A 19,967-nucleotide genomic window follows, 5' to 3' on the forward strand; every position below is an offset into this window, starting at 1 on the left:
CCATGGCTTCTCCGATCACTCCGCCCCGTGGCATGCGCGACTTCCTTCCCGCTGACAAGGCGCGCCGCGAGCACGCCCTCGGGGTCATCCGGAAGAGCTTCGCCGCCCACGGGTTCGACGAGATCGAGACGCCGGTCGTCGAAGATGTCGCACGGCTCCACTCGGGCCTCGGCGGTGACAACGAGAAGCTCGCATTCAGCGTGCTGCGCCGTGGACTCGACACCGAGGACCTCACGGCCGCGATCGAGCACGGCGATGTGACGAGCCTGGCCGACCTGGGCCTGCGGTTCGACCTCACCGTCCCGCTCGCCCGGTTCTATGCGACCCACCGCGCCGAACTGCCGCCGGTGTTCCGCGCGATCCAGATCGCGCCCGTGTGGCGGGCGGAGCGTCCGCAGAAGGGCCGCTACCGCCAGTTCGTGCAGTGCGACATCGACATCATCGGCGAGGCCGGCCAGCTCGCGGAGGTCGAGCTGATCACGGCGACCGCCGCCGCCCTCGAAGCCCTGGGTCTCGAAGGCTGCACCATCCGCATCAATGACCGCCGCATCCTGAACGGGCTCCTCGAATTCTGCGGGTTCGAGGAATCGCGGTGGCCCCAGGTGCTGATCTCGATCGACAAGCTGGACAAGATCGGCGCCGACGGCGTCGTCGCCGAGCTGAGCGACAACGGCGCGGACTCGGCCGCGGTGCTCGGCGGCGTATTGGAGACGCTCGAGCCGCACCTCGCCGACGGGGGAGTGGAGCTGACGGTCGAGGCCATCACCTCCATCCTTCCCGATGGGATCGACACCGACGCGGTGGCGCAACTCGAAGCGCTCGCGCACGCGCTCAGCTCGCTGCCGCCCGGCGTGAAGCTGCGCTTCGACCCGACGCTCGTGCGCGGAATGGGCTACTACACCGGCACCATCTTCGAGATCTCGCACCCCGGGTCGGGCAGTTCCGTCGGCGGCGGTGGTCGCTACGACGGGATGATCGGGCGTTTCCTCGGCACCGAGGTGCCGGCGTGCGGGTTCTCGATCGGGTTCGAGCGGGTCGTCGACCTCATCGAGCTCCCTGAGGAGGACGGGGCGGATGCGGTCGTCCTCGTCTTCGATCCGACCGTCGCGCTGTCCCGTCTCCTCACGCTCAAGACCGAACTCGTCGCAGCGGGACGGCGCGTGCGCCTGGAGCGGCGGACCAAGAACCTGAAGGCGCTGCTCGACCGGTCGGCGGCGGCAGGGTTCGCATCCTTCGCCTTCGTGACCGACGACACCGACGGTGTCGCGGCACTCGAGTTCAAGCCGCTCGCGTAGCCCGCGCCCGCGAGGGCGTTCCGCGAGGTCACTAGACTGGCCAGCGGATCAACGGAGATTTCACCCACCCCCACCACACCGTGAAACAAGGAGACAGTTGTGGCTCAAATCGAGGCTGTAGGCGCTCGCGAGATTCTGGATTCGCGTGGAAACCCGACCGTTGAGGTCGAGATCCTGCTCGAAGATGGCACGGTCAGCCGTGCAGCAGTGCCGTCCGGCGCATCGACCGGCGCATTCGAGGCGTACGAGCTTCGCGACGGAGACAAGGACCGCTACCTGGGCAAGGGCGTGCTCAAGGCGGTCGACGCCGTGCTCGACGAGATCGGCCCGGCGATCGAAGGCTTCGAGGCAGCGGACCAGCGCCTCGTCGACTCGGCGATGATCGAACTCGACGGAACCGACAACAAGAAGCGTCTCGGCGCCAACGCGATCCTCGGCGTCAGCCTGGCCGTCGCGAAGGCCGCGGCCGACTCCGCCGACCTTCCCCTCTTCCGCTACCTCGGCGGCCCGAACGCGCACACGCTGCCGGTGCCCATGATGAACATCATCAACGGTGGCGCGCACGCAGACACCGGTGTCGACATCCAGGAGTTCATGGTCCTGCCCATCGGTGCAGAGAGCTTCTCCGAGGCACTCCGCTGGGGCGTCGAGACCTACCACTCGCTCAAGTCGCTCCTCAAGAAAAAGGGGCTCAACACCGGTCTCGGCGACGAGGGCGGTTTCGCTCCGGAGCTCGAGCACAATGTCGCCGCGCTCGACCTGATCTCGGAGGCGATCCAGCTCGCCGGGTTCACAGTCGGCACCGACATCGCTCTCGGTCTCGACGTCGCATCCACCGAGTTCTTCGAGAACGGCGTCTACCGCTTCGAAGGCCAGGACCGCACCGCGGCCGAGATGTCGAGCTACTATGCGACGCTCGCCGCCAACTACCCGCTGGTCTCCATCGAGGACCCGCTCGCCGAGGACGACTGGGAGGGCTGGACGCTCCTCAACTCAGAGATCGGCTCGAAGCTGCAGCTCGTCGGCGACGACCTCTTCGTCACCAACCCGAAGCGTCTCGCCCAGGGCATCGCCGCGCACGCGGCCAACAGCATCCTCGTCAAGGTGAACCAGATCGGCACGCTGACCGAGACGCTGGATGCTGTGGCCCTGGCCCAGCGCAACGGCATGACCGCCGTGCTCTCGCACCGCTCCGGTGAGACCGAGGACACGACGATCGCCGACCTCGCGGTCGCGACCGACTCCGGCCAGATCAAGACGGGCGCGCCGGCCCGCTCCGAGCGCGTCGCCAAGTACAACCAGTTGCTCCGCATCGAAGAGGAGCTGGGCGAGGCAGCCGTCTACGCCGGCCGCAGCGCGTTCCCGCGCTTCACGGCGTAGCGCTTCACGCAAGGGCCCTCGTCGGAAGACGGGGGCCCTTCGTGTGCGCCCATGCGGACGGGTTGCCGACTTGGCACTTGTTGCTGTTGTACGGGACCTGGAGACGACAACAGCTGTCAACTCGAGGGGATCCCGGCCGGCTTCGTGGCGCGCGCCGCACGCGCATCCGAAATTCAGCCCGGGTCGCCGATAATGATTCGGCAGCAGCTTGTTGCCCGGCACGAGAGTGCCGCACGCTTTGGAGGTCATGTGGCCAAGCCCCGCACCCGCCGCGTGCCCGTCGCGATGTCGGCAGGGCAGTCCGGCGCGGGCAGCTGGCTGAGGGGCATCCGCTTCTCGGGATTCTCCCTCGTGATGATGGGGCTCCTGATCGTCGCGGTCGTCATCCTTGCGCCGACGTTGCGCTCGCTCATCGAGCAGCGCCAGCAGATCGCCGACCAGCAGGCCACCGTCGACCAGCTGAAATCGCAGGTCAGCGACCTCAAATCGCAGCGAGCGCGGTGGAATGATCCCAGCTACATCCGCGCCCAGGCCCGCGACCGGCTCTACTACGTCATGCCCGGCGAGGTCAGCTACCTCGTGATCGACGACCGGCCGCCCGCCGCGAAGGCCAGGGAGCAAGGACCGGTCAGCACCAAGATCCAGGCGACGAAGACCGATTGGGTAGGCTCGTTGTTCGGCTCGTTCATGACGGCCGGGCTGAGCGACGCGACGCCCGCACAGCTTTCCGGGAGCGGCGGGACACCGGCAGCCACTCCCACTCCGACACCAGGCAAGTAACGCATGACAACCCCACCATTCGACCCCGCCAGTGAGCGGGACATCGCCATCGTCTCCGCGCAGCTCGGCAGGCCGGCGCGCAACGTCGTCGGCATCGCCGCCCGCTGCGTGTGCGGTGCGCCGACAGTGGTCGCGACGGCGCCGCGCCTCGACGACGGCACGCCGTTCCCGACGCTCTACTACCTGAGCCACCCCGCAGCGACGGCCGCGTTGTCGTACCTCGAAGCCACGCAGGTGATGAACGAGTTCAACGAACTGCTCGAGAACGACGAAGAGCTTCGGGCGCACTACGCCGATGCGCACGTCGCGTACCTCGCGGACCGGGAGAGCATCGCCGTCGTACCGGAGATCGCAGGCATCTCCGCCGGCGGCATGCCCGCTCGCGTCAAATGCCTGCACGCACTCGGCGGCCACGCGCTCGCGGCCGGCCCCGGAGTCAACCCGATCGGCGATCTCGCCCTGGAGCGCGCGAACTGGTCGCCCGCCGTCTGCGAGTGCCTCGACTACAGCGTCTGATGGTCCGGGCAGGGCGCGCCCTCGTCGCGCTGGCAATCGGTGTCGTCCTCGCTCTGGGCGGCGCAACCGCCGCGCACGCCGACCAGGTGCGCAGCCTCGAATACTGGCTGAACGACTACGGCGTCTCCCAGGCCTGGGGGACCAGCCGCGGTGCCGGTGTGAAGGTCGCCATCATCGATACGGGTGTCGACGGAAGCGTTCCCGACCTGCACGGCGCCGTCGTCGGCGGCACGGATGTGTCGGGCATCGGGTCAGCGGACGGCCAGAAACCACTGGGCGCCAGTGACGAGTCCGGGCACGGGACCTGGGTCGCTTCGCTGCTCGCCGGGCGGGGGACCGGAGACGGCAACGGTGTGATCGGTGTCGCGCCCGACGCATCCATCCTCACCGTCTCCGTCGCACTCGGGTCGTCGCCGTCGACGGTCAGCAGCGACGACCAGATCGCGGATGGGGTGCGCTGGGCGGTCGACCACGGCGCCACGGTCATCAACATGTCACTCACACGCAACACGCTCGACTGGCCCGAATCCTGGGACACGGCATTCCAGTACGCGTTCGCCCACGACGTCGTGGTCGTCGCGGCGGCCGGAAACCGGGGAAGCGGAACGACCGAGGTCGGCGCACCGGCGACCATCCCCGGAGTGCTCACCGTCGCCGGCGTCGACCGCAACGGAAAGGCCAGCTTCGATGCGTCGTCGCAGGGCATCACCATCGGGGTGTCCGCGCCCAGCGAGCAGCTCGTCGGTGCGAATCCCGGCGGAGGGTACGTGCAGTGGGAAGGCACGAGCGGAGCGGCGCCGCTGGTGGCCGGCGCGGTCGCGCTCGTCAGGGCCGCACATCCGGAGCTCAACGCTGCGAACGTGATCAACCGGATCGTCCGTACGGCGCGACCGGTCGGCACCGTTCCCAGCCCGATCTACGGATATGGCCTGCTGAATGCGTATGCGGCCGTGACGGCGAACGTCGCACCCGTCGTCGCGAACCCCATGGGGGACCTCGGCCAGTGGATCCACATCCACCGCCGGGCCGACTCGACCACCCCGTCGCAGGGGGGACAGGCTCCCGTTCCGACGAGCACCCCGCGGTCGCTCGCCCCCGACCGGACCATCGCGATCGGACAGCTCGTGATACCCCGGTGGGATGCGCTCACCCTCTTCTGGATTCCATTCACACTCCTCGTCGGATTCCTCGTTCTTGTTGCGCTGGGCGTAACAGGAGCGGTCCTGCATTTCAGGCGGGCGGGTCGCAGGGGGTAGATTGTCTCCATACTTTCGTCTTGAGGAGACCGTTCACTGTGCCCAAAATCCTGATCGTCGGCGGCGGCTATGCCGGGTTCTACACCGCATGGAAGCTCGAGAAGTGGCTGCGCAAGGGCGAGGCCGAGGTCACCATGGTCGACCCGCTCCCGTACATGACGTACCAGCCGTTCCTCCCAGAGGTCGCCGTCGGGTCGATCGAGCCGCGCCACGCGGTCGTCGCGCACCGCCGTCACCTCAAGCGGACGAACGTCGTCACCGCCAAGGTCACCTACATCGACCACGCGAACAAGACCGCGACGATCGAGCCGCCCGTGGGCGAGCCGTGGCAGCAGGAGTACGACATCATCGTCGTGACTGCCGGTGCCGTGTCGCGCACCTTCCCGATCCCGGGCGTTGCTGACCAGGCGATCGGCCTCAAGAACATCGAAGAGGCGATCGCGATCCGCGACCGTGTCCTCACCAACTTCGCCAAGGCGGCCAACCTGCCTGCCGGTCCCGAGCGCGAACGCCTCCTCACGTTCGTCGTCGTCGGTGGCGGCTTCGCGGGCATCGAGGTGTTCGCCGAGCTCCGCTCGTTCGCGTCGGCACTGATCAAGTTCTACCCGCAGCTCTCGTTCGACGACACGCATTTCCATCTCATCGAGGCCATGGGGCGCATCATGCCCGAGGTGTCGCTGAAGACCAGCCACTGGGTGATCAAGAACCTCGCCCAGCGCGGTGCGGAGATCCACCTCGACACCCAGTTGTCGAGCGCCGTCGACGGCGTCATCGAGCTCTCCACCGGCGAGAAGTTCGAGACCGACCTGATCGTCTGGACCGCCGGTGTCATGGCGAACCCGGGCGTCGTGCGTCACACCGACCTCCCCATCGAGGAGCGCGGCCGCCTCCAGGTGCGAGCGGACCTCCGCGTCGGCACTGAAGACGACATCGTCAAAGACGCCTGGGGCGCCGGTGACATCTGCGCCGTGCCCGACCTCACCGGTGGCGGCGTCGGCGGCTACACCGTCCCGAACGCGCAGCACGCTGTGCGCCAGGGCAAGCTGCTCGCGAAGAACCTCGTCGCCGACCTGCGCGGTGAGCTGCCGAAGCAGTACTTCCACAAGAACGCCGGCGCAGTCGCCGGCCTCGGCCTCGGCGTCGGAGTGTTTCAGTCCGGCAAGCTCGCGGTCAAGGGCTTCCTCGCCTGGCTGATGCACCGCGGCTACCACGGTCTGGCCATGCCCAGCTGGGAGCGCAAGATCCGCGTGTTCTTGGGCTGGGTGAACAACTTCTTCCTCGGCCGCGACATCGTTTCGCTGGCGGCGGCGCAGCACCCGCGCGCTGCATTCGAAGAGTTCGCAGCCCGTCCCCGCCCGGCCGTCGAGGCCGCGCCCGTAGCCGAGCCGAAGGCCGTCAAGGCGCCGGCCCGTTCGCGGGCCAAGGCGCCCCAGCCTGCAGAGGTTACCGCCAAGTAGTCTCACGCGAAGGCCCGGGTCGACACGTTCGCCCGGGCCTTTGGCGTTCCCGTCGGTCGCGTGGCGCTCTCCCGCCGCTCGGTAGCATGGACGGCGGGCCCCCATAGCCCAATTGGCAGAGGCAGGCGACTTAAAATCGCCCGAGTGTGGGTTCGAGTCCCACTGGGGGTACTTCGCGCGAGGCCACGTTTCCGGTTGGCGGCCGCGTCCACAGAGCCTCATCGGCTCCTCAGTGCCCGCGGTCCCCTGCAGACGGTCCGCGTCCGGAGCCGGCCGCGAGGAAGGCCGTCCCGAAACACAGTTCGGTCCAGGACGGTTCGACCAGGGTCTCCTCCGTTGCCGCGCGGATCGCCTCCCAGGGCCGACGCGCGACCCACTCGTCGAGGGAGGCGGAGGTCTGAACGACGGCGATCCCGAACCGCGAGAGCCACGCAGGCGTGCGGTCGGGGATCTTGAGATCAAGCACTGCCCAGCGACCGCCGGGGGAGAGCGCCGCTGCGCCGTTCGCGATGACCTGTCGGGCTCCCGGCACCTGCGTCAGGGCGTAGGTGGACACGATCGCGTCGACCTCGGCCGGGAAGTCGAAGGCGGCCGCGTCGGACTGCGCAAGGCTGACGTTGCCCCAGCCATGCGCCTCGACCCGATTCGAGGCGCGGGCGAGCATCGCATCCGTCAGATCGACGCCGACGATCCGGCCGCCGGGACCGATCGCCTCCTCGAGCAGCAGAAAGTTGAGTCCCGTACCGCAGGCGATGTCGATCACCGTCGCACCCGGGCGGAGGTGGAGCGCCTGGACTGCGCGCCTGCGCTGTGAGCGCTGCGGGTAGCCGGGCGCCGGGTAGAGCCGGGAGGTCACGTCGTAGTGCCTGGCCTTCTTGCGGTAGGTCTCGATCAGGCGCTCTCGGGTTCGATCGGCCTCACTCACGGTGACTCCGCGCCCGCCTGCACGTCGGCCTCGACGGCGGCTTTGATCGCAGCCATCTCGATGTTGCTCACGCGCTGGATCTGCCTCTGGAGGCCGCGGCCGCCGGGGATCACCCGCATGACGTTGGCGACGTCGACCTCGACCCACATCATCGCGTCCGTGTGCGCATCGTCTTCCGGCTCGAATTCCATTCCCCAGCGGGCCACGGACGTTCCCATCGTGCCGGCGAACGCCATGGACCGCGGCGGGTCGACGGCTGTCACCCGCTCGATCCGCCTGTGGTTGAAGCCCAGATCCTTCGCCCGCTGTTCGACCCAGGCGCCGGGTTGCATCGCACCACCTCCGCGGATGCGGCATTCGAGCACCGTCGGCGCCCACTCCGCCCAGCGTCCAACGTCGCACAGGTAGTCCCACACGGCGTTGACATTCCCCGCGACCGTGATCCGACTCTCGGTTCTGATTGTCATAGCGGCTCCTCTGAGCTTTAAACGAGCCGGAGGCACACCTGGTTCAAACCGCCCCGAGTTTCAGGCTGCGTCATCCCGCGCTCGAACACCGTGTGGTACTGATTGGACCATGGCGAACTCTGTCGACGTGTCGTGGGAACTGGACGGAATGACAGTGGGTGGCACCGTGGTGCGACCGGACGGCGCTGGGCCGTTTCCGGCGGTCGTCCTCGTCGCCGGCAGCGGGCCGACGGACCGGGATTGGTGTTCGCCGCTGCTTCCGGGCGATAACGGAAGCGGCCGTCTCTTCGCCGAAGCGTTCGCCGCCGCCGGCATTGCATCCATTCGCTACGACAAGCGGGCATCCGGTCCGCATGCGATGGAGAACGTGCCGAAGATGATCGGAAAGATGAGCATGCGGTCTCACCTGGACGAGCTGGTCTCCGCTGTCGCAGTGCTGGCCGGGCAGGAGTTCGTCGACCCGTCGCGGATCGTCGGACTGGGCAACAGCGAGGGCACACTGCACGTGCTCCACTACGTCACCAGCGAGCAGGACGTTCCGTTCGCAGTAATCGTCCTCGCTGCCCCGCCCGGGCGTCCGATCCAGACGGTGCTGCTGTCTCAGCTGGCCCTCCAGGCCGCACAAACCCCCGGCGGCGAACAGCTGATGCCGATGGTCGAGGAAGCTGTCGCGCGCTATGCGGCGGGCGAGCCGATGAACCCCGATCCCAGCCTGCCCGACAGTGTGAAGATGGTGCTCGCGAGCTTCGAGGCGCCGGCCAATCTGCCGTTCGCCCGTGAGCTGTGGGTGGAGTCCGCGTGCGATGCGCTCCCACTGGTGCGTATCCCGACCCTTGTACTGATTGGCGGCAGCGACGTGCAGATCGACGCGCACGCCGACGGGGATCCTCTCCAGCGCGCCGCAGAGGGGATGCCCAACGTCACATTCGCGTTCCCGCCTCACGCGAATCACGTGTTCAAGAACGACACGCGGTCCCCGGAGGAGGTCGCTGCGACGCCGGGGAACGGCTACAACTCACCGGACGCCCAGCTCGATGCGGAGAGCCTGGACACGATCCTCACCTGGCTGCGATCGGTCGTCGACTAGAGTCGCACAGCCATTGTCGCGGGGGTAGACCGGCGAGTAGGGTTTGTCCCGCGACGACGCGACAGTCGGCCGCGTCCGCAGAGGGAAGCGGGTGGGGATCGTGGCAAATCCAGGGCAACCGACAATCCAGCAGGGATCGACCGGTGACGCCGTCAAACGGCTGCAGCGGGCGCTTAGGAGGACACCGAATCTTTCGATCGTGGTCGACGGCGTCTTCGGGCCCGCGACTCATACGGCGGTGATCGAATTCCAACAGGGGAACCCGCCGCTGGTGGTCGACGGAATCGTGGGGCCGCACACGTGGGCCGCGCTGCCGGACGGGGGACCGATGCCGGTTCTCCAGCAGGGCTCGTCAGGTCCCGTCGTCTCAAGCCTTCAGACAGTGCTCACGAACGGCGCTGCGCAGTGGGGTGGTGTGACGCCTCAGGGGATCGACGGGATCTTCGGTCCACACACCAAAGCGGCCGTCGAAGCGTTCCAGGGATGGGGACACGTCACGGTCGACGGGATCGTCGGCGACCAGACGTGGGACGTCTCGCTCCACGCGGCGTCGGCGGACCTCGAATCGGCGGTGGGGTTGCAGTACGTCATCGGGTGACGCCGACGAAACGCCAGCCGCGACTTAGTGGTGGCCGAGCGCGCTGAGGCTGAACCAGAAGACGTAGAGCGTCTCGAAGTAGAAGAGGACCCCTGCCCAGAAGATGACGAGGTCGGGGAACCGGGTCGAGCTGCCGATCGCGCGTGCGCGCTTGGCGACCAGGGCAGCCCCGATCATGCCGAACAGCGGAACGAAGACGCTGAGGATGGCCATGAGGGTGCTGGCCGTGCTGAGCCCGCCGGTGAGCGGCCCCGCGGGTGCCGCGGGAACGGCATCGGTTTCGGATGCGTCGGTCGGGTGCAGGTCAGTCGTCGTTGCGGCCATAGAACACAGTTTAGGGCCAGCGACCAGTCGTGCCAGACGGTTGCGCACAGGGGTACCTTGGTAACATGGTAACAATCGATCGTGTCCAGACGGGTGTGCGCATCGAGCGCAGGATCCTCAAGACCGCGAAGGCTCTCGCCGAGGCGCTCGACATTCCACTCGGCGAACTGCTCGAGGGCGTGCTGCTGCATTCCTTCGAGGGCAAGACGCCGTTCAGCGACGCCACCATCGTCAAGATCGCAGCGCTGAAATCTGTCTACGACCTCGACCTCACGAGCGCCGACGCGCACCACCTCGACGAGACGACCACGGACGATGAGGTGGAGGAGTTCTACGCGGGCCGCATCCGCACGTCCGGCTTTCCGCACCGCGATCATCTGCGCATGGCGTTCCTGTCGCTGAACAGGGATTCTTTCGCTGTCGCGTTCGAACGCTTCTCCGAGGGCATCCGGCGGCTCGCGGTGCACGCGGGTCGACCGGAGAAGTTCAGCCAGACGGTCACCGGCGCTTTCCTCGCGGTGATCGCCGAGCGCCTTGCCGCGCATCCGCAGACCGACTTCGACGCGTTCATCGACGCGAATCCCGACCTGCTCGACACCGCGCTGCTCGATCGGTATTACACTCCGGAGCGCCTGGCATCGCCGATCGCCAAGACGGTCTTCCTGCTTCCCGACCGCGACTGACCCTCGAACGCCGATGCGCCTACTTGCGGTAGGGGGCCCTGATGAGCGCGACGAGGCAGGCGATCGCGAGGGTTCCGCCGCCCAGGATAACCAACCAGATGAACGCTTCCAGCCAACCTTCCATGTGCACAACGTACACCCGGCGGTGCCGCTGTCTCGAGAACCGTCTGTGAGCTTGTTCAGCAAGGCCGAAGCCGGCTCTCACACGCGCGCGGTACAACTTTTCTGACGCCAGAATGCAGCGGTGTCCACAGCCCCGGTCGCGACCCCCAACGATCCCCCGACGGTCGTCGCGACCGGGGTGTTCCATGTCGGGCGACGGGCCACGTCCGCCAGGGCTAGGGTCGTCTGGTGACCATGCCCGACGCCAGACCTCCGCAGTGCCCGTGCCTCAGCGGCGACACCTACGACGCCTGCTGCGGCCCCATCCATCGGCGGACGGCCGAGGCGCCCACTGCTGAGCGCCTGATGCGGTCGCGGTTCTCGGCGTTCGCGCTCGGTGACGCCGGTTATCTGCTCGACTCCTGGCATCCCTCGACACGGCCGGCGACGCTCGAACTGGACACGGGCCTCCGCTGGTACCGGCTCGACATCGTCGGGACGACCGGCGGCGGCATGCTCGACACGGTCGGCACGGTTCGATTCCGCGCCTACTACAAGGGGGATGCGGTCGGCGTCCAGGAGGAGGACAGCCGGTTCGTCCGTGAAGGGCGACGCTGGTTCTATCTCGACGGCGTCCGGGCGGACGGCTAGGACTGGCGGGCCGGCTCGACGAAACGCTCCCACAGCCAGACGGCGACGCTCAGAGCAGCGAACGCGACAACCCCGCCGATCAGCAGGAGCGATGCCGTCCCCGCGTTCCAGAGGGATGCGACGGGGAGCAGGAGCGCGAAGAGCACCGTGTAGACGGCGAGGCTGAGTGCTCCCCAGACGCGCCGGGACCAGAGGAAGATCGCGCGCCCGGCCAGGCTGCCGATGGGGAGCAGGCTGATCGCGGCGGAGCCGATGCCCAGCAGGGTTATGGCCTCGGCCAACTCGGTGCCGAAGGCGGTGAGCGGGTTCGACGGATCGGGGAGTGGCCCGAGCGCGAGCCATGCGAGCACTCCGACTCCGGCGAGCCCGGCCACCTGGGCGGCGGCCAGTCGCCCGTTCGCGATCCGTGACAGCCCCGGCGCGACGACAGCCCCGACGAGCAGCCCGAAAAGCAGTGCCGGATGCAGCCCGAGCAGGCGGGAGCCGATCGCGGTTGCGGCGACGAGGAGAAGGTTCCGCGGCAACAGCTCGAGCCGTGGGCGGGCGCCTGTCAGATGTCCGGATGCGATCCACGGCACGACGATCCAGGCGCCGTTCACGACGACCAGCGCGATCACTACAGCGAGAAGCACGCGCAGATACGTGCCCACGTCGCCGATCGGGCTGGAGAGAGTGACGAGCGCGGCAGCCGCGAGGGAGGCCGCGCCCGCGAGCAGCCGGCGCTGGGCGAGGCCGGCGGGATGCGCATCCGCATCGTCCGCGTCGACCACGGCGTGGGGTGCGTTCCGGCCGAAGATGCGGAGGTGCGACGCGCCGGGATGCTCGGCGCGTGCCCGCGCGAGCGTGCTGCCGAGCAGGCGGGCGGGCAGGGCGAGCAGGAGCAGGGCTGCCGCCGCCAGCAGGAGGGAGCGGAGCCAGCCGGGGACCGCGTCGGGTGAGATCGCTGGGGGAGCGGCGCTGGTGAACTGGGAGGAGCCCGACCAGGTCTCGACCCCGCCGTGGGTGGCGTGGGGTGCACGAGTGGATGGTGTAGGCGTCGAGGTCGACGGCGCGGGCGCAGGCGGAACAGCGGGACCGGCGGCGCCCGATGTCGAATGCGAGGGCGACGGCTGTGTGCTCGGCGACGGCGGTGCAGCGGCGGCGAACGTCATCGTGATCGCTTCGCTCGCCGGGCTGACGTTCCCCGCCGGATCGCTCTGCAGCGCTGAGACGGTGTAGCGGCCCGGAGCGAGCATCCCGCTGCAGGTCCACGCGCCGTGCGCGACGACAGCGCGACAGATCACGGCCGAGCCCGCGTCGTCGGCACCGTAGACGGTGACCTGGGCGCCGTCCTCTCCGGTTCCGCGGAACATCCCCGCGGCTCCACGCGGCACAGAGTCACCCGGTGCCGACACGAAGAGTCCCGGTCGTGCCGGCGCGGAGGTGTCGATGGTGAGGTCGACCGGTGTACTCGACCGGGAGGTCGCTGTCGCGAAGGGTGCGGTCTGGGTCGCCGAGACCGCGTAGGTTCCTGAGGCGGGCGGTCCGCTCAGCACGCACGCCCACGATCCGCTCGAGTCGACGGGGAACGAGCAGGTCGCGCCTCCCGAGGCGGTGACGGTCACCGTCGCGCCGGGGTACCCGGTGCCGTGAACTCCTCCGCTCGAGAGGAAGCCGTTCGAGCCGCCGGCGACGGTCGGTGGAGACAGGGCGGACACACGCACGCTGTCGGCGAGGTCGGAATCGCCTGCCACGACAGCGCTGATGATGACGTCGGGGCCGTCGGGAAGCGACGGAATGGTGCACGACCAGGCGGAGGCGGCGTCGACCGTGGCCTGGCAGACGGGTCCGTGCGCATCCACGAAGACCTGGATGCGGTCGCCGGGGCTTCCAGCGCCCCCGACGTCGATGCTTCCGGTCGTCACGAGGGTGCCTGCGGCCGGCGACGTGATCGTCGGTGCGGCCGGCGTGGGGGTGGGGGTGGAGGTGGCGGGTGCGGTCTCGGCGGATGCGGGAGCAGCGGAGGCGGGAGCGGCACGGCCGGCGAGGACTCCGAGGATCACGGCGCTCACAACGAGTCCGGTCGCCAGTGCCGACCGGACGGGTGGAGAAGAAATACTTGGAAACCTGCGCACTCTACCCCCATTTCAGGTGTCAACAATCCCGTTGTCAAACCGACGGGCGGTCTTTCGTGCATACTTGCGAGTGGGTCAATCGTCCCAGTTCTTGCCCAGCGCCGAGCAGGAGAACCGCCAGTGCAGCATCCGACGTCGCTTCACCCGACAGAAGCGACCTCCGCCGCGCCTTGCAAAGGTGACGTTTTATGACGCGCATCGCGGCCACCGACCGACGCGCGGCCCTCATCCAAGCGGCCCTCCGCGTTGTCGCGCAGCACGGCGTCCAGGCCGCGACCACGCGGGCGATCGTCGCCGAGGCGGGCATGTCGCTCGCCAGCTTCCACTACGTCTTCACTTCGCGCGACGAACTGATGAGCGAACTCGTGACCTACGTCGTCGACCAGCAGGAACGCGCCCTCGCGCCCGTCCTGATGCCCGACCAAGCTCCCGTCGAACTGCGCGCCGCCGTCAGGGCCGGCCTGCAGACCTACTTCGACGTCGTGCGCTCCGACCCCCAGCGCGAGAAGGCGATGTTCGAGCTCACGCACTACGCGATGCGCTCGCCCGAGCTGGAGCGCCTCGCGCAACTGCAGTACGCCAGCTACTACGCGCTCGCCGAGAGCGCCCTGTCCGTCGCGTCCGACCTGACTGGCGCGCGCTGGGACCGGCCGATCCGCGAGATCGCCACCCTCCTGGTCGTCCTCACGGACGGCCTCACCATCTCCTGGCTCGTCAACCGCGATGACGCGGCGGCCGAATCCATCCTGGATTTCGCCGCCGACACCATCGCGCGCCTTGCAACACTCCCTACCACCGCGAGGACATCATGACCGAAACCCAGACGACGGCCGTCTTCGCCGAACCCACACGCAAGGTCACCGGCCGCTGGATCGCCTTCTTCGCGATCGCGTGGCTCGGGATCTGGATGGCGCAGCTCGCCCCCATCCAGAAGCTTCTGCCCGAGCAGATCACCGAACAGCTCAAGACGACCTACTGGGTCGACAACGTGGTCGCCTTCGGCATCATCTCGGGCATCTCCGGCGTGTGCGCGATCATCGCCTACCCGCTTACCGGCGCGCTCTCCGACCGCACGACGAGCCGTTTCGGGCGACGCCGGCCGTGGATCCTGATCGGGACCATCGTGTTCGCGGTCTCGCTCATCCTGCTCGGCGCTCAGACCACGATCGTCGGCATCGGCGTGTTCTGGTCGCTGGCGCTCACCGGGTTCTGCATCCTCACGGCCGCGCTCACCGCCACGATCAGCGACCAGGTCCCGGTCAACCAGCGGGGGTATGTGTCCGGCTGGCTGAGCGCTCCGCAGGCGATCGGCATCATCCTCGGCGTCATGCTCGTGACCTACGTCTTCGTCGGGACGCTCCTCGGCTACACGGCGATGGCGGTGTTCCTCGTGGTTCTCGTGACGCCGTTCCTCTTCCTTCCCGACGAGGTGCTTCCCGTCGAGCTCAAAGAGAAGATGACGGCACGCGGGGTGGTGCAGAGCCTGTGGATCAGCCCGCGCGAGCACCCCGACTTCGGCTGGACCCTGCTCAGCCGCGTGCTGGTCAACTTCGGCAACGCGTTCGGCACGACGATGCTGCTCTACTTCCTGCAGTTCGGCCTGAACGACAAGCACGCCGACGACGACCTGCTCACCCTCATCCTGATCTACATGATCTTCGTGATCATCGCGTCGCTGGTGCTCGGCCGTCTCTCCGACCGGCTCGGCAGGCGCAAGGCGTTCGTCTTCGTCTCGTCGGCGTTGCAGGGCGTCGCGGCGCTCCTGCTCGCCTTCTTCCCCGACCTCACCGTCGCGATGGTCGCCGCCGGCCTGCTCGGGCTCGGCTACGGATGCTTCCTGTCCGTCGACCAGGCGCTGGCCACCCAGGTGCTCCCGGACCCCGAGTCGCGGGGCAAGGATCTCGGCATCATGAACATCGCGACCGCCGTTCCGCAGGCGATCGCACCACTGATCGGCGCCGCCGTCGTCGCGATGATGGGCGGGTTCATGGGCCTGTTCATCATGTCCGGTGTCTTCGCGTTCGCGGGCGCTCTCGCGGTCGCCCGAGTGAAAGCAGTCCGCTAGTGACCATCGACCTGTCCGTCGCGCCCGCCGCATCCGCCCGCACGTGGACCCGTCCCGGCGTCTACTGGCCCGCGCTCTCGGCGGCGACCTCGCAGCTCGACCCGGCGCTCGCCGTCCTGCAGCTGGATGCGCTCCGCCACAACACCCACGACATGCTGCGGCGTGCCGCGGGCAAGCCGATCCGTGTCGCGTCCAAGTCGGTGCGCGTGCGCGACGTGCTCGACGCCGTACTGGCGCTGCCCGGCTATCACGGCGTGCTCGCGTACACGCTCGCGGAGGCGCTGTGGCTGGCCAAGGGCGGTGACGGGCATCCGCCGATCGAGGATGTCGTCGTCGGGTATCCGACGGCCGACCGCGCGGCGATCGCCGAGCTCGCGCAGTCGCCGGAGCTGGCAGCGCGGGTCACGATCATGGTCGACTCGGTCGCGCAGCTCGAGCTCATTGACAGTGTCTTCCCTGCGTCGGTGCGCGAGACGATCCGTGTGTGCATCGAGCTCGACTCGTCGTGGCAGAACTCGCTTCTCGGTCACATCGGCGTCTGGCGGTCGCCGGTCTACACCGCCGCGGATGCCCGCGGGCTCGCTGCGAAGGTCGCCAGCCGCCCGGGATTCACGCTCGTCGGGATCATGGGTTATGAGGCGCAGATCGCCGGTCAGGGCGACAAGCCGGCCGGTCGCGCAGCGTGGGGTGCCACGGTGCGGTGGATGCAGAAGAACTCGAAGGCCGAACTCGCAGAACGACGGGCGGCCGCCGTGGCGGCGGTGCGCGAGCTCGCCGACCTCGAGTTCGTGAACGGCGGCGGCACCGGATCGCTCGAGTTCACATCGTCGGATGCGTCGGTCACCGAGATCGCGGCAGGCAGTGGTCTCTTCGGCGGTCACCTGTTCGACAACTACCGGTCGTTCCACCCGGCACCGGCGGCGGCGTTCGCACTCTCGGTCGTGCGCAAGCCCACGCCGGAGACGGCGACACTCCTCGGCGGCGGATGGGTCGCATCCGGGCCCGCAGGCGACGACCGGCTGCCCCGCATCACCTGGCCCACCGGACTCGAGATGGTTCCGAGGGAGATGGCCGGTGAAGTGCAGACGCCCGTGACCGGAGCGGCAGCGGCGCTCCTCCGGGCCGGCGATCGGGTCTGGCTGCGTCACACCAAGTCGGGCGAACTCAGCGAGCACGTCAACGAATTCCACCTCGTGGAAGGCGACACCGTCGTCGGAACGTCCCTCACCTACCGCGGCGAAGGGAAGGCCTTCCTGTGACAGCGACGGGAGCCACCTGGCAGAACTGGGGCAGGAGCGAGAAAGTCCGGCCTGCACGGGTGGAGCGTCCCGCGACTGCGGAGGCGGTCCAGCGCGCTGTCGCGGCGGCCGCACAGCAGGGGATGCGCATCAAGGCCGTCGGCGCCGGTCACAGTTTCACCGGCATCGCCGTCGCGCCCGGTGTGCAGCTCGATCTCGGCGACCTGCGCGGCGTGATCGCCGTCGATGAGGCGCGGGGACGCGTCACGCTCGCCGCCGGCACCAACCTGTACCAGCTTCCCGAGCTGCTGCGGCCGTACGGGCTCGCGCTCCAGAACATGGGCGATATCGACCGGCAGACCATCGCCGGTGCCACCTCGACCGGAACCCACGGCACCGGCGGCGGCTTCGGGGGACTTGCGACCCAGATCGTCGCGCTCACACTGGTGACCGGCACCGGCGATGTGCTCACCATCAGCGAGACCGAGAACGCCGAACTGCTCCCGGCCGCCCGCCTCGGGCTCGGTGCCCTCGGCGTGATCGTCGAGATCACCATCCAGTGCGTCCCTGCGTTCCTCCTCGAGGCGGTTGAGCGGCCTGAGCCGCTCGAAGCGACCCTCGACTCGTACCTGGACCGGTCGGCGTCGGCTGACCACTTCGAGTTCTACTGGTTCCCGCACACGGAGACCGCCCTGACGAAGACGAACACGCGGCTCCCGGTGGAGGCGGGGCGCAAGCCGCTCGGCGCCGTCGGCCGCTGGGTCGACGACGAACTGCTCGCGAACGGCCTCTACCGAGGTGTCTGCGCGGTCGGCACCGCGATGCCCGCAATCGTCCCTCCGTTCAGCCGCCTGGCCCAGCGGCTCACCGGCAACCGTGACTTCACCGACCACTCGCCGCGGGTGTTCGTCACCAACCGCACCGTGCGGTTCCGCGAGATGGAGTACGCGATTCCGCGCGAGGCCGTGCCGGACGCGTTGAGCGAGGTCAAAGCGCTCATCGAACGCCGCGGATGGCGGATCTCGTTCCCGATCGAAGTGCGCTCGGCGGCGGCGGACGAGAACTGGCTGTCCACGGCGCACGGTCGTGAGACCGGCTACATCGCGGTGCACCGTTACTTCCGGGAGAATCCGGAGCAGTACTTCCGCTCAGTCGAGGAGATCATGATGGCGCACGACGGCCGCCCCCACTGGGGAAAGATGCACTACCGCGATGCCGACTCGCTGCGGGCCACGTATCCGCGTTTCGACGACTTCCTCGCCGTGCGCGACCGGCTCGACCCGGAGCGCAGGTTCGCGAACGCCTACCTCGCGCGGGTGCTCGGCGCGTGAGCGCGCGCAGGTCGGCCGACGCGCGCTGGCGCGAGCGTGCCCGCGAGCTCGGGGAGCTCATACCCGCCGATTTCCGGGTCGGCGTCGCCACGGCAGCGTTCCAGATCGAGGGAGCCACGCATGAAGGCGGCCGGGGAGAGTCGGTCTGGGATGCGTTCACGCACCAGCCGGGCCGCATCCTCGACGGCACGACCGCCGATGTTGCGTGCGACCACTACCACCGGCTGACCGAGGATGTCCGGCTCATGGCCGACCTGGGCGTCGACTCGTACCGGTTCTCGCTCTCGTGGCCGCGCATCCAGCCGGGCGGCCGCGGAGGCGGCAACCGTGAAGGGATCGCGTTCTACGACCGGCTGATCGACCAGCTGCTGGCCGCGGGCATCCGCCCGATGGCCACCCTCTACCACTGGGACACGCCTCTCGAACTGCGCGAAGGATGGTTGTCCCGCGACACGGCGCGGCGCTTCGCCGATTATGCGTTCCTCGCAGCCGAAGCGTTCGGCGACCGCGTCGACTCCTGGGTGACCATCAACGAGCCTGCCACTGTCACGCTCAACGGCTACGCGCTCGGCCTGCACGCGCCCGGACACGCTCTGCTGTTCGACGCCCTTCCGGCTGCTCATCACCAGCTCCTCGGTCACGGACTGGCGGTCGGCGCGCTGCGGGACGCGGGTGTCGCCGGGCGCATCGGCATCACCAACGTGCATTCCCCGGTCGAGCCGGCGAGCGACGGCGAGGAGGACGCGGCCTTCGCAGCTCTCTTCGACGTCATCCACAACCGGATCTTCGCCGACCCCGTGCTGCTCGGACGCTACCCCGAAGCACCGGAGCCGTTCCGGGAGCTGTTCGGCGTGTTCGACGCGGTCGACTCCGACGACCTTGCGATCATCTCGGCGCCGCTCGACTTCTACGGTCTCAACTATTATTTCCCCTCCCGGATCGCGGCCGGCGCCGGGGCGGGCGCTTCGCCGGACGGCGAGGCCGCAGCGATGCGATCGCTTCCGTTCCACCTCGAAGAGTGGCCGGAGTTCGATCGCACAGGGTTCGGCTGGCCGATCGCGCCCCGGTACCTCGGGGTCGCGCTCGCCGAGCTGCGTGACCGGTACGCGGATGCGCTGCCTCCCGTCGTGATCACGGAGGGCGGAGCGAGTTTCCCGACTGCTGTTGCGGATGCCCGTGCGAGCGAGCCCGTCGACGACGAAGCCCGCATCGAGTACCTCGGCGACCACCTCGCTGCAGTGCTCGAAGCAGTGGCTCCGGATGGGGTGGCGAACGGTGTCGACCTGCAGGGCTACCACGTGTGGTCGCTGCTCGACAACTTCGAATGGGCTGCCGGCTATACGCAGCGATTCGGCATCGTCCACGTCGATTTCGACACCCAGGACCGGACGCCCAAGCGCTCCTTCGGCTGGCTTCGCGAGGTGCTCGCCTCGCGCGGCTGACCGCGTTTCCGGCTCGCCACGGAGCGAGTTCCGGTTGTTCCGGATGCGCGGAGCGCGCGAATCCGCGTCTCTGCAGCCCTGCAATCCACCCCCAATCCGGGTGAGACGGGCGTGCCCGGATTCGCTGAGAAACCCTCGGAAATCCGCGGAATTCTGCGGATTTCCGCCCATCGGGTGGGATCAGTGTGACTCGTGTGAATCTTGACAACTGCTCAGTTCGGCTGGAACACTCCCCACTAGCTGTGAACCGACTGGG

19 protein-coding genes, 1 tRNA gene and 1 pseudogene are annotated in these 19,967 nt (G+C 68.5%); 17 read left to right on the top strand and 4 right to left on the bottom strand.

Going from position 1 to position 19,967, the window contains the following annotated elements; genetic code table 11:
- The first annotated feature begins 2 nt into the window (after positions 1-2).
- The 7 genes from hisS to ACV7NN_RS17560 all read left to right on the top strand — a co-directional run bounded on the left by hisS (position 3) and on the right by ACV7NN_RS17560 (position 6,855).
- Positions 3-1,295, top strand: a complete 1,293-nt coding sequence (gene hisS / locus ACV7NN_RS17530) for a histidine--tRNA ligase (RefSeq protein WP_463350840.1) — start codon at positions 3-5, stop codon at positions 1,293-1,295.
- 99 nt (positions 1,296-1,394) lie between these two features.
- Positions 1,395-2,675, top strand: coding sequence for a phosphopyruvate hydratase (gene eno / locus ACV7NN_RS17535; protein ID WP_463350841.1), 1,281 nt, complete (start codon positions 1,395-1,397; stop codon positions 2,673-2,675).
- A 249-nt stretch (positions 2,676-2,924) separates the two neighbouring features.
- A complete protein-coding gene (locus ACV7NN_RS17540) occupies positions 2,925-3,455 on the top strand; it encodes an FtsB family cell division protein (protein ID WP_463350842.1) in 531 nt (176 codons plus the stop codon).
- A gap of 3 nt (positions 3,456-3,458) precedes the next feature.
- Positions 3,459-3,971, top strand: coding sequence for a DUF501 domain-containing protein (locus tag ACV7NN_RS17545; protein WP_463350843.1), 513 nt, complete (start codon positions 3,459-3,461; stop codon positions 3,969-3,971).
- Positions 3,971-5,227, top strand: a complete 1,257-nt coding sequence (locus ACV7NN_RS17550) for a S8 family serine peptidase (RefSeq protein ID WP_463350844.1) — start codon at positions 3,971-3,973, stop codon at positions 5,225-5,227. The genes ACV7NN_RS17545 and ACV7NN_RS17550 overlap by 1 nt, the downstream gene beginning before the upstream one ends.
- A 38-nt stretch (positions 5,228-5,265) precedes the next feature.
- Positions 5,266-6,684 (top strand): NAD(P)/FAD-dependent oxidoreductase, encoded by a 1,419-nt coding sequence (locus ACV7NN_RS17555; RefSeq protein ID WP_463350845.1) that lies wholly within the window; start codon positions 5,266-5,268, stop codon positions 6,682-6,684.
- Between the two features lie 97 nt (positions 6,685-6,781).
- A tRNA-Leu gene (locus ACV7NN_RS17560) sits at positions 6,782-6,855 on the top strand.
- A gap of 58 nt (positions 6,856-6,913) precedes the next feature.
- On the opposite strand, the gene ACV7NN_RS17565 is transcribed toward ACV7NN_RS17560, so the two are convergent.
- Positions 6,914-7,609 carry a class I SAM-dependent methyltransferase gene (locus tag ACV7NN_RS17565; RefSeq protein ID WP_463350846.1) on the bottom strand — a complete coding sequence of 232 codons (696 nt, stop codon included), beginning with the start codon at positions 7,607-7,609 and terminating at the stop codon, positions 6,914-6,916.
- On the bottom strand, positions 7,606-8,076 hold the full coding sequence (locus ACV7NN_RS17570; RefSeq protein ID WP_463350847.1) for an SRPBCC family protein: 471 nt from the start codon (positions 8,074-8,076) through the stop codon (positions 7,606-7,608). The genes ACV7NN_RS17565 and ACV7NN_RS17570 overlap by 4 nt, the downstream gene beginning before the upstream one ends.
- A gap of 109 nt (positions 8,077-8,185) precedes the next feature.
- Here ACV7NN_RS17570 and ACV7NN_RS17575 point away from each other — a divergent pair, with 109 nt between their 5' ends.
- The 3 genes and pseudogenes from ACV7NN_RS17575 (at position 8,186) to ACV7NN_RS17585 (ending at position 9,761) form a co-directional block, all read left to right on the top strand.
- Positions 8,186-9,163 carry an alpha/beta hydrolase family protein gene (locus ACV7NN_RS17575; protein ID WP_463350848.1) on the top strand — a complete coding sequence of 326 codons (978 nt, stop codon included), beginning with the start codon at positions 8,186-8,188 and terminating at the stop codon, positions 9,161-9,163.
- Between the two features lie 100 nt (positions 9,164-9,263).
- Positions 9,264-9,350 (top strand): annotated as a pseudogene (locus ACV7NN_RS17580) (hypothetical protein); the annotation flags it as partial.
- A 51-nt stretch (positions 9,351-9,401) separates the two neighbouring features.
- Positions 9,402-9,761, top strand: coding sequence for a peptidoglycan-binding domain-containing protein (locus ACV7NN_RS17585; RefSeq protein ID WP_463351316.1), 360 nt, complete (start codon positions 9,402-9,404; stop codon positions 9,759-9,761).
- Between the two features lie 24 nt (positions 9,762-9,785).
- Here the strand turns inward: ACV7NN_RS17585 and ACV7NN_RS17590 are convergent, their stop codons facing one another.
- Complete coding sequence (locus tag ACV7NN_RS17590) at positions 9,786-10,085, bottom strand: hypothetical protein (RefSeq protein WP_463350849.1); 300 nt, start codon at positions 10,083-10,085, stop codon at positions 9,786-9,788.
- A gap of 65 nt (positions 10,086-10,150) precedes the next feature.
- Between ACV7NN_RS17590 and ACV7NN_RS17595 the strand changes: the two genes are divergently transcribed.
- Both ACV7NN_RS17595 and ACV7NN_RS17600 read left to right on the top strand, forming a co-directional pair.
- Positions 10,151-10,768 (top strand): hypothetical protein, encoded by a 618-nt coding sequence (locus tag ACV7NN_RS17595; RefSeq protein WP_463350850.1) that lies wholly within the window; start codon positions 10,151-10,153, stop codon positions 10,766-10,768.
- 357 nt (positions 10,769-11,125) lie between these two features.
- The gene (locus ACV7NN_RS17600; protein WP_463351317.1) at positions 11,126-11,521 is read left to right on the top strand and encodes a YchJ family protein; all 396 of its coding nucleotides are present in this window, start codon (positions 11,126-11,128) and stop codon (positions 11,519-11,521) included.
- Here the strand turns inward: ACV7NN_RS17600 and ACV7NN_RS17605 are convergent.
- Complete coding sequence (locus ACV7NN_RS17605; RefSeq protein WP_463350851.1) at positions 11,518-13,572, bottom strand: Ig-like domain-containing protein; 2,055 nt, start codon at positions 13,570-13,572, stop codon at positions 11,518-11,520. The two genes, ACV7NN_RS17600 and ACV7NN_RS17605, sit on opposite strands and share 4 nt — an antisense overlap.
- Before the next feature lie 251 nt (positions 13,573-13,823).
- On the opposite strand from ACV7NN_RS17605, the gene ACV7NN_RS17610 reads away from it, so the two are divergent.
- Genes ACV7NN_RS17610 through ACV7NN_RS17630 form a run of 5 tightly spaced genes read left to right on the top strand, consistent with a single transcriptional unit; the run spans position 13,824 to position 19,711 of the window.
- Positions 13,824-14,447, top strand: coding sequence for a TetR/AcrR family transcriptional regulator (locus ACV7NN_RS17610; RefSeq protein ID WP_463350852.1), 624 nt, complete (start codon positions 13,824-13,826; stop codon positions 14,445-14,447).
- Positions 14,444-15,700: an MFS transporter gene (locus tag ACV7NN_RS17615; protein ID WP_463350853.1), complete on the top strand. Its 1,257-nt coding sequence runs from the start codon at positions 14,444-14,446 to the stop codon at positions 15,698-15,700. The genes ACV7NN_RS17610 and ACV7NN_RS17615 overlap by 4 nt, the downstream gene beginning before the upstream one ends.
- Positions 15,700-16,959 carry an alanine racemase gene (locus ACV7NN_RS17620; protein ID WP_463350854.1) on the top strand — a complete coding sequence of 420 codons (1,260 nt, stop codon included), beginning with the start codon at positions 15,700-15,702 and terminating at the stop codon, positions 16,957-16,959. The genes ACV7NN_RS17615 and ACV7NN_RS17620 overlap by 1 nt, the downstream gene beginning before the upstream one ends.
- Positions 16,956-18,269: a D-arabinono-1,4-lactone oxidase gene (locus tag ACV7NN_RS17625; protein ID WP_463350855.1), complete on the top strand. Its 1,314-nt coding sequence runs from the start codon at positions 16,956-16,958 to the stop codon at positions 18,267-18,269. The genes ACV7NN_RS17620 and ACV7NN_RS17625 overlap by 4 nt, the downstream gene beginning before the upstream one ends.
- On the top strand, positions 18,266-19,711 hold the full coding sequence (locus ACV7NN_RS17630; RefSeq protein WP_463350856.1) for a GH1 family beta-glucosidase: 1,446 nt from the start codon (positions 18,266-18,268) through the stop codon (positions 19,709-19,711). Before ACV7NN_RS17625 ends, ACV7NN_RS17630 begins: the two co-directional genes overlap by 4 nt.
- Positions 19,712-19,967 lie beyond the last annotated feature (256 nt).

The organism is Leifsonia sp. Ger2509, from assembly GCF_055231915.1.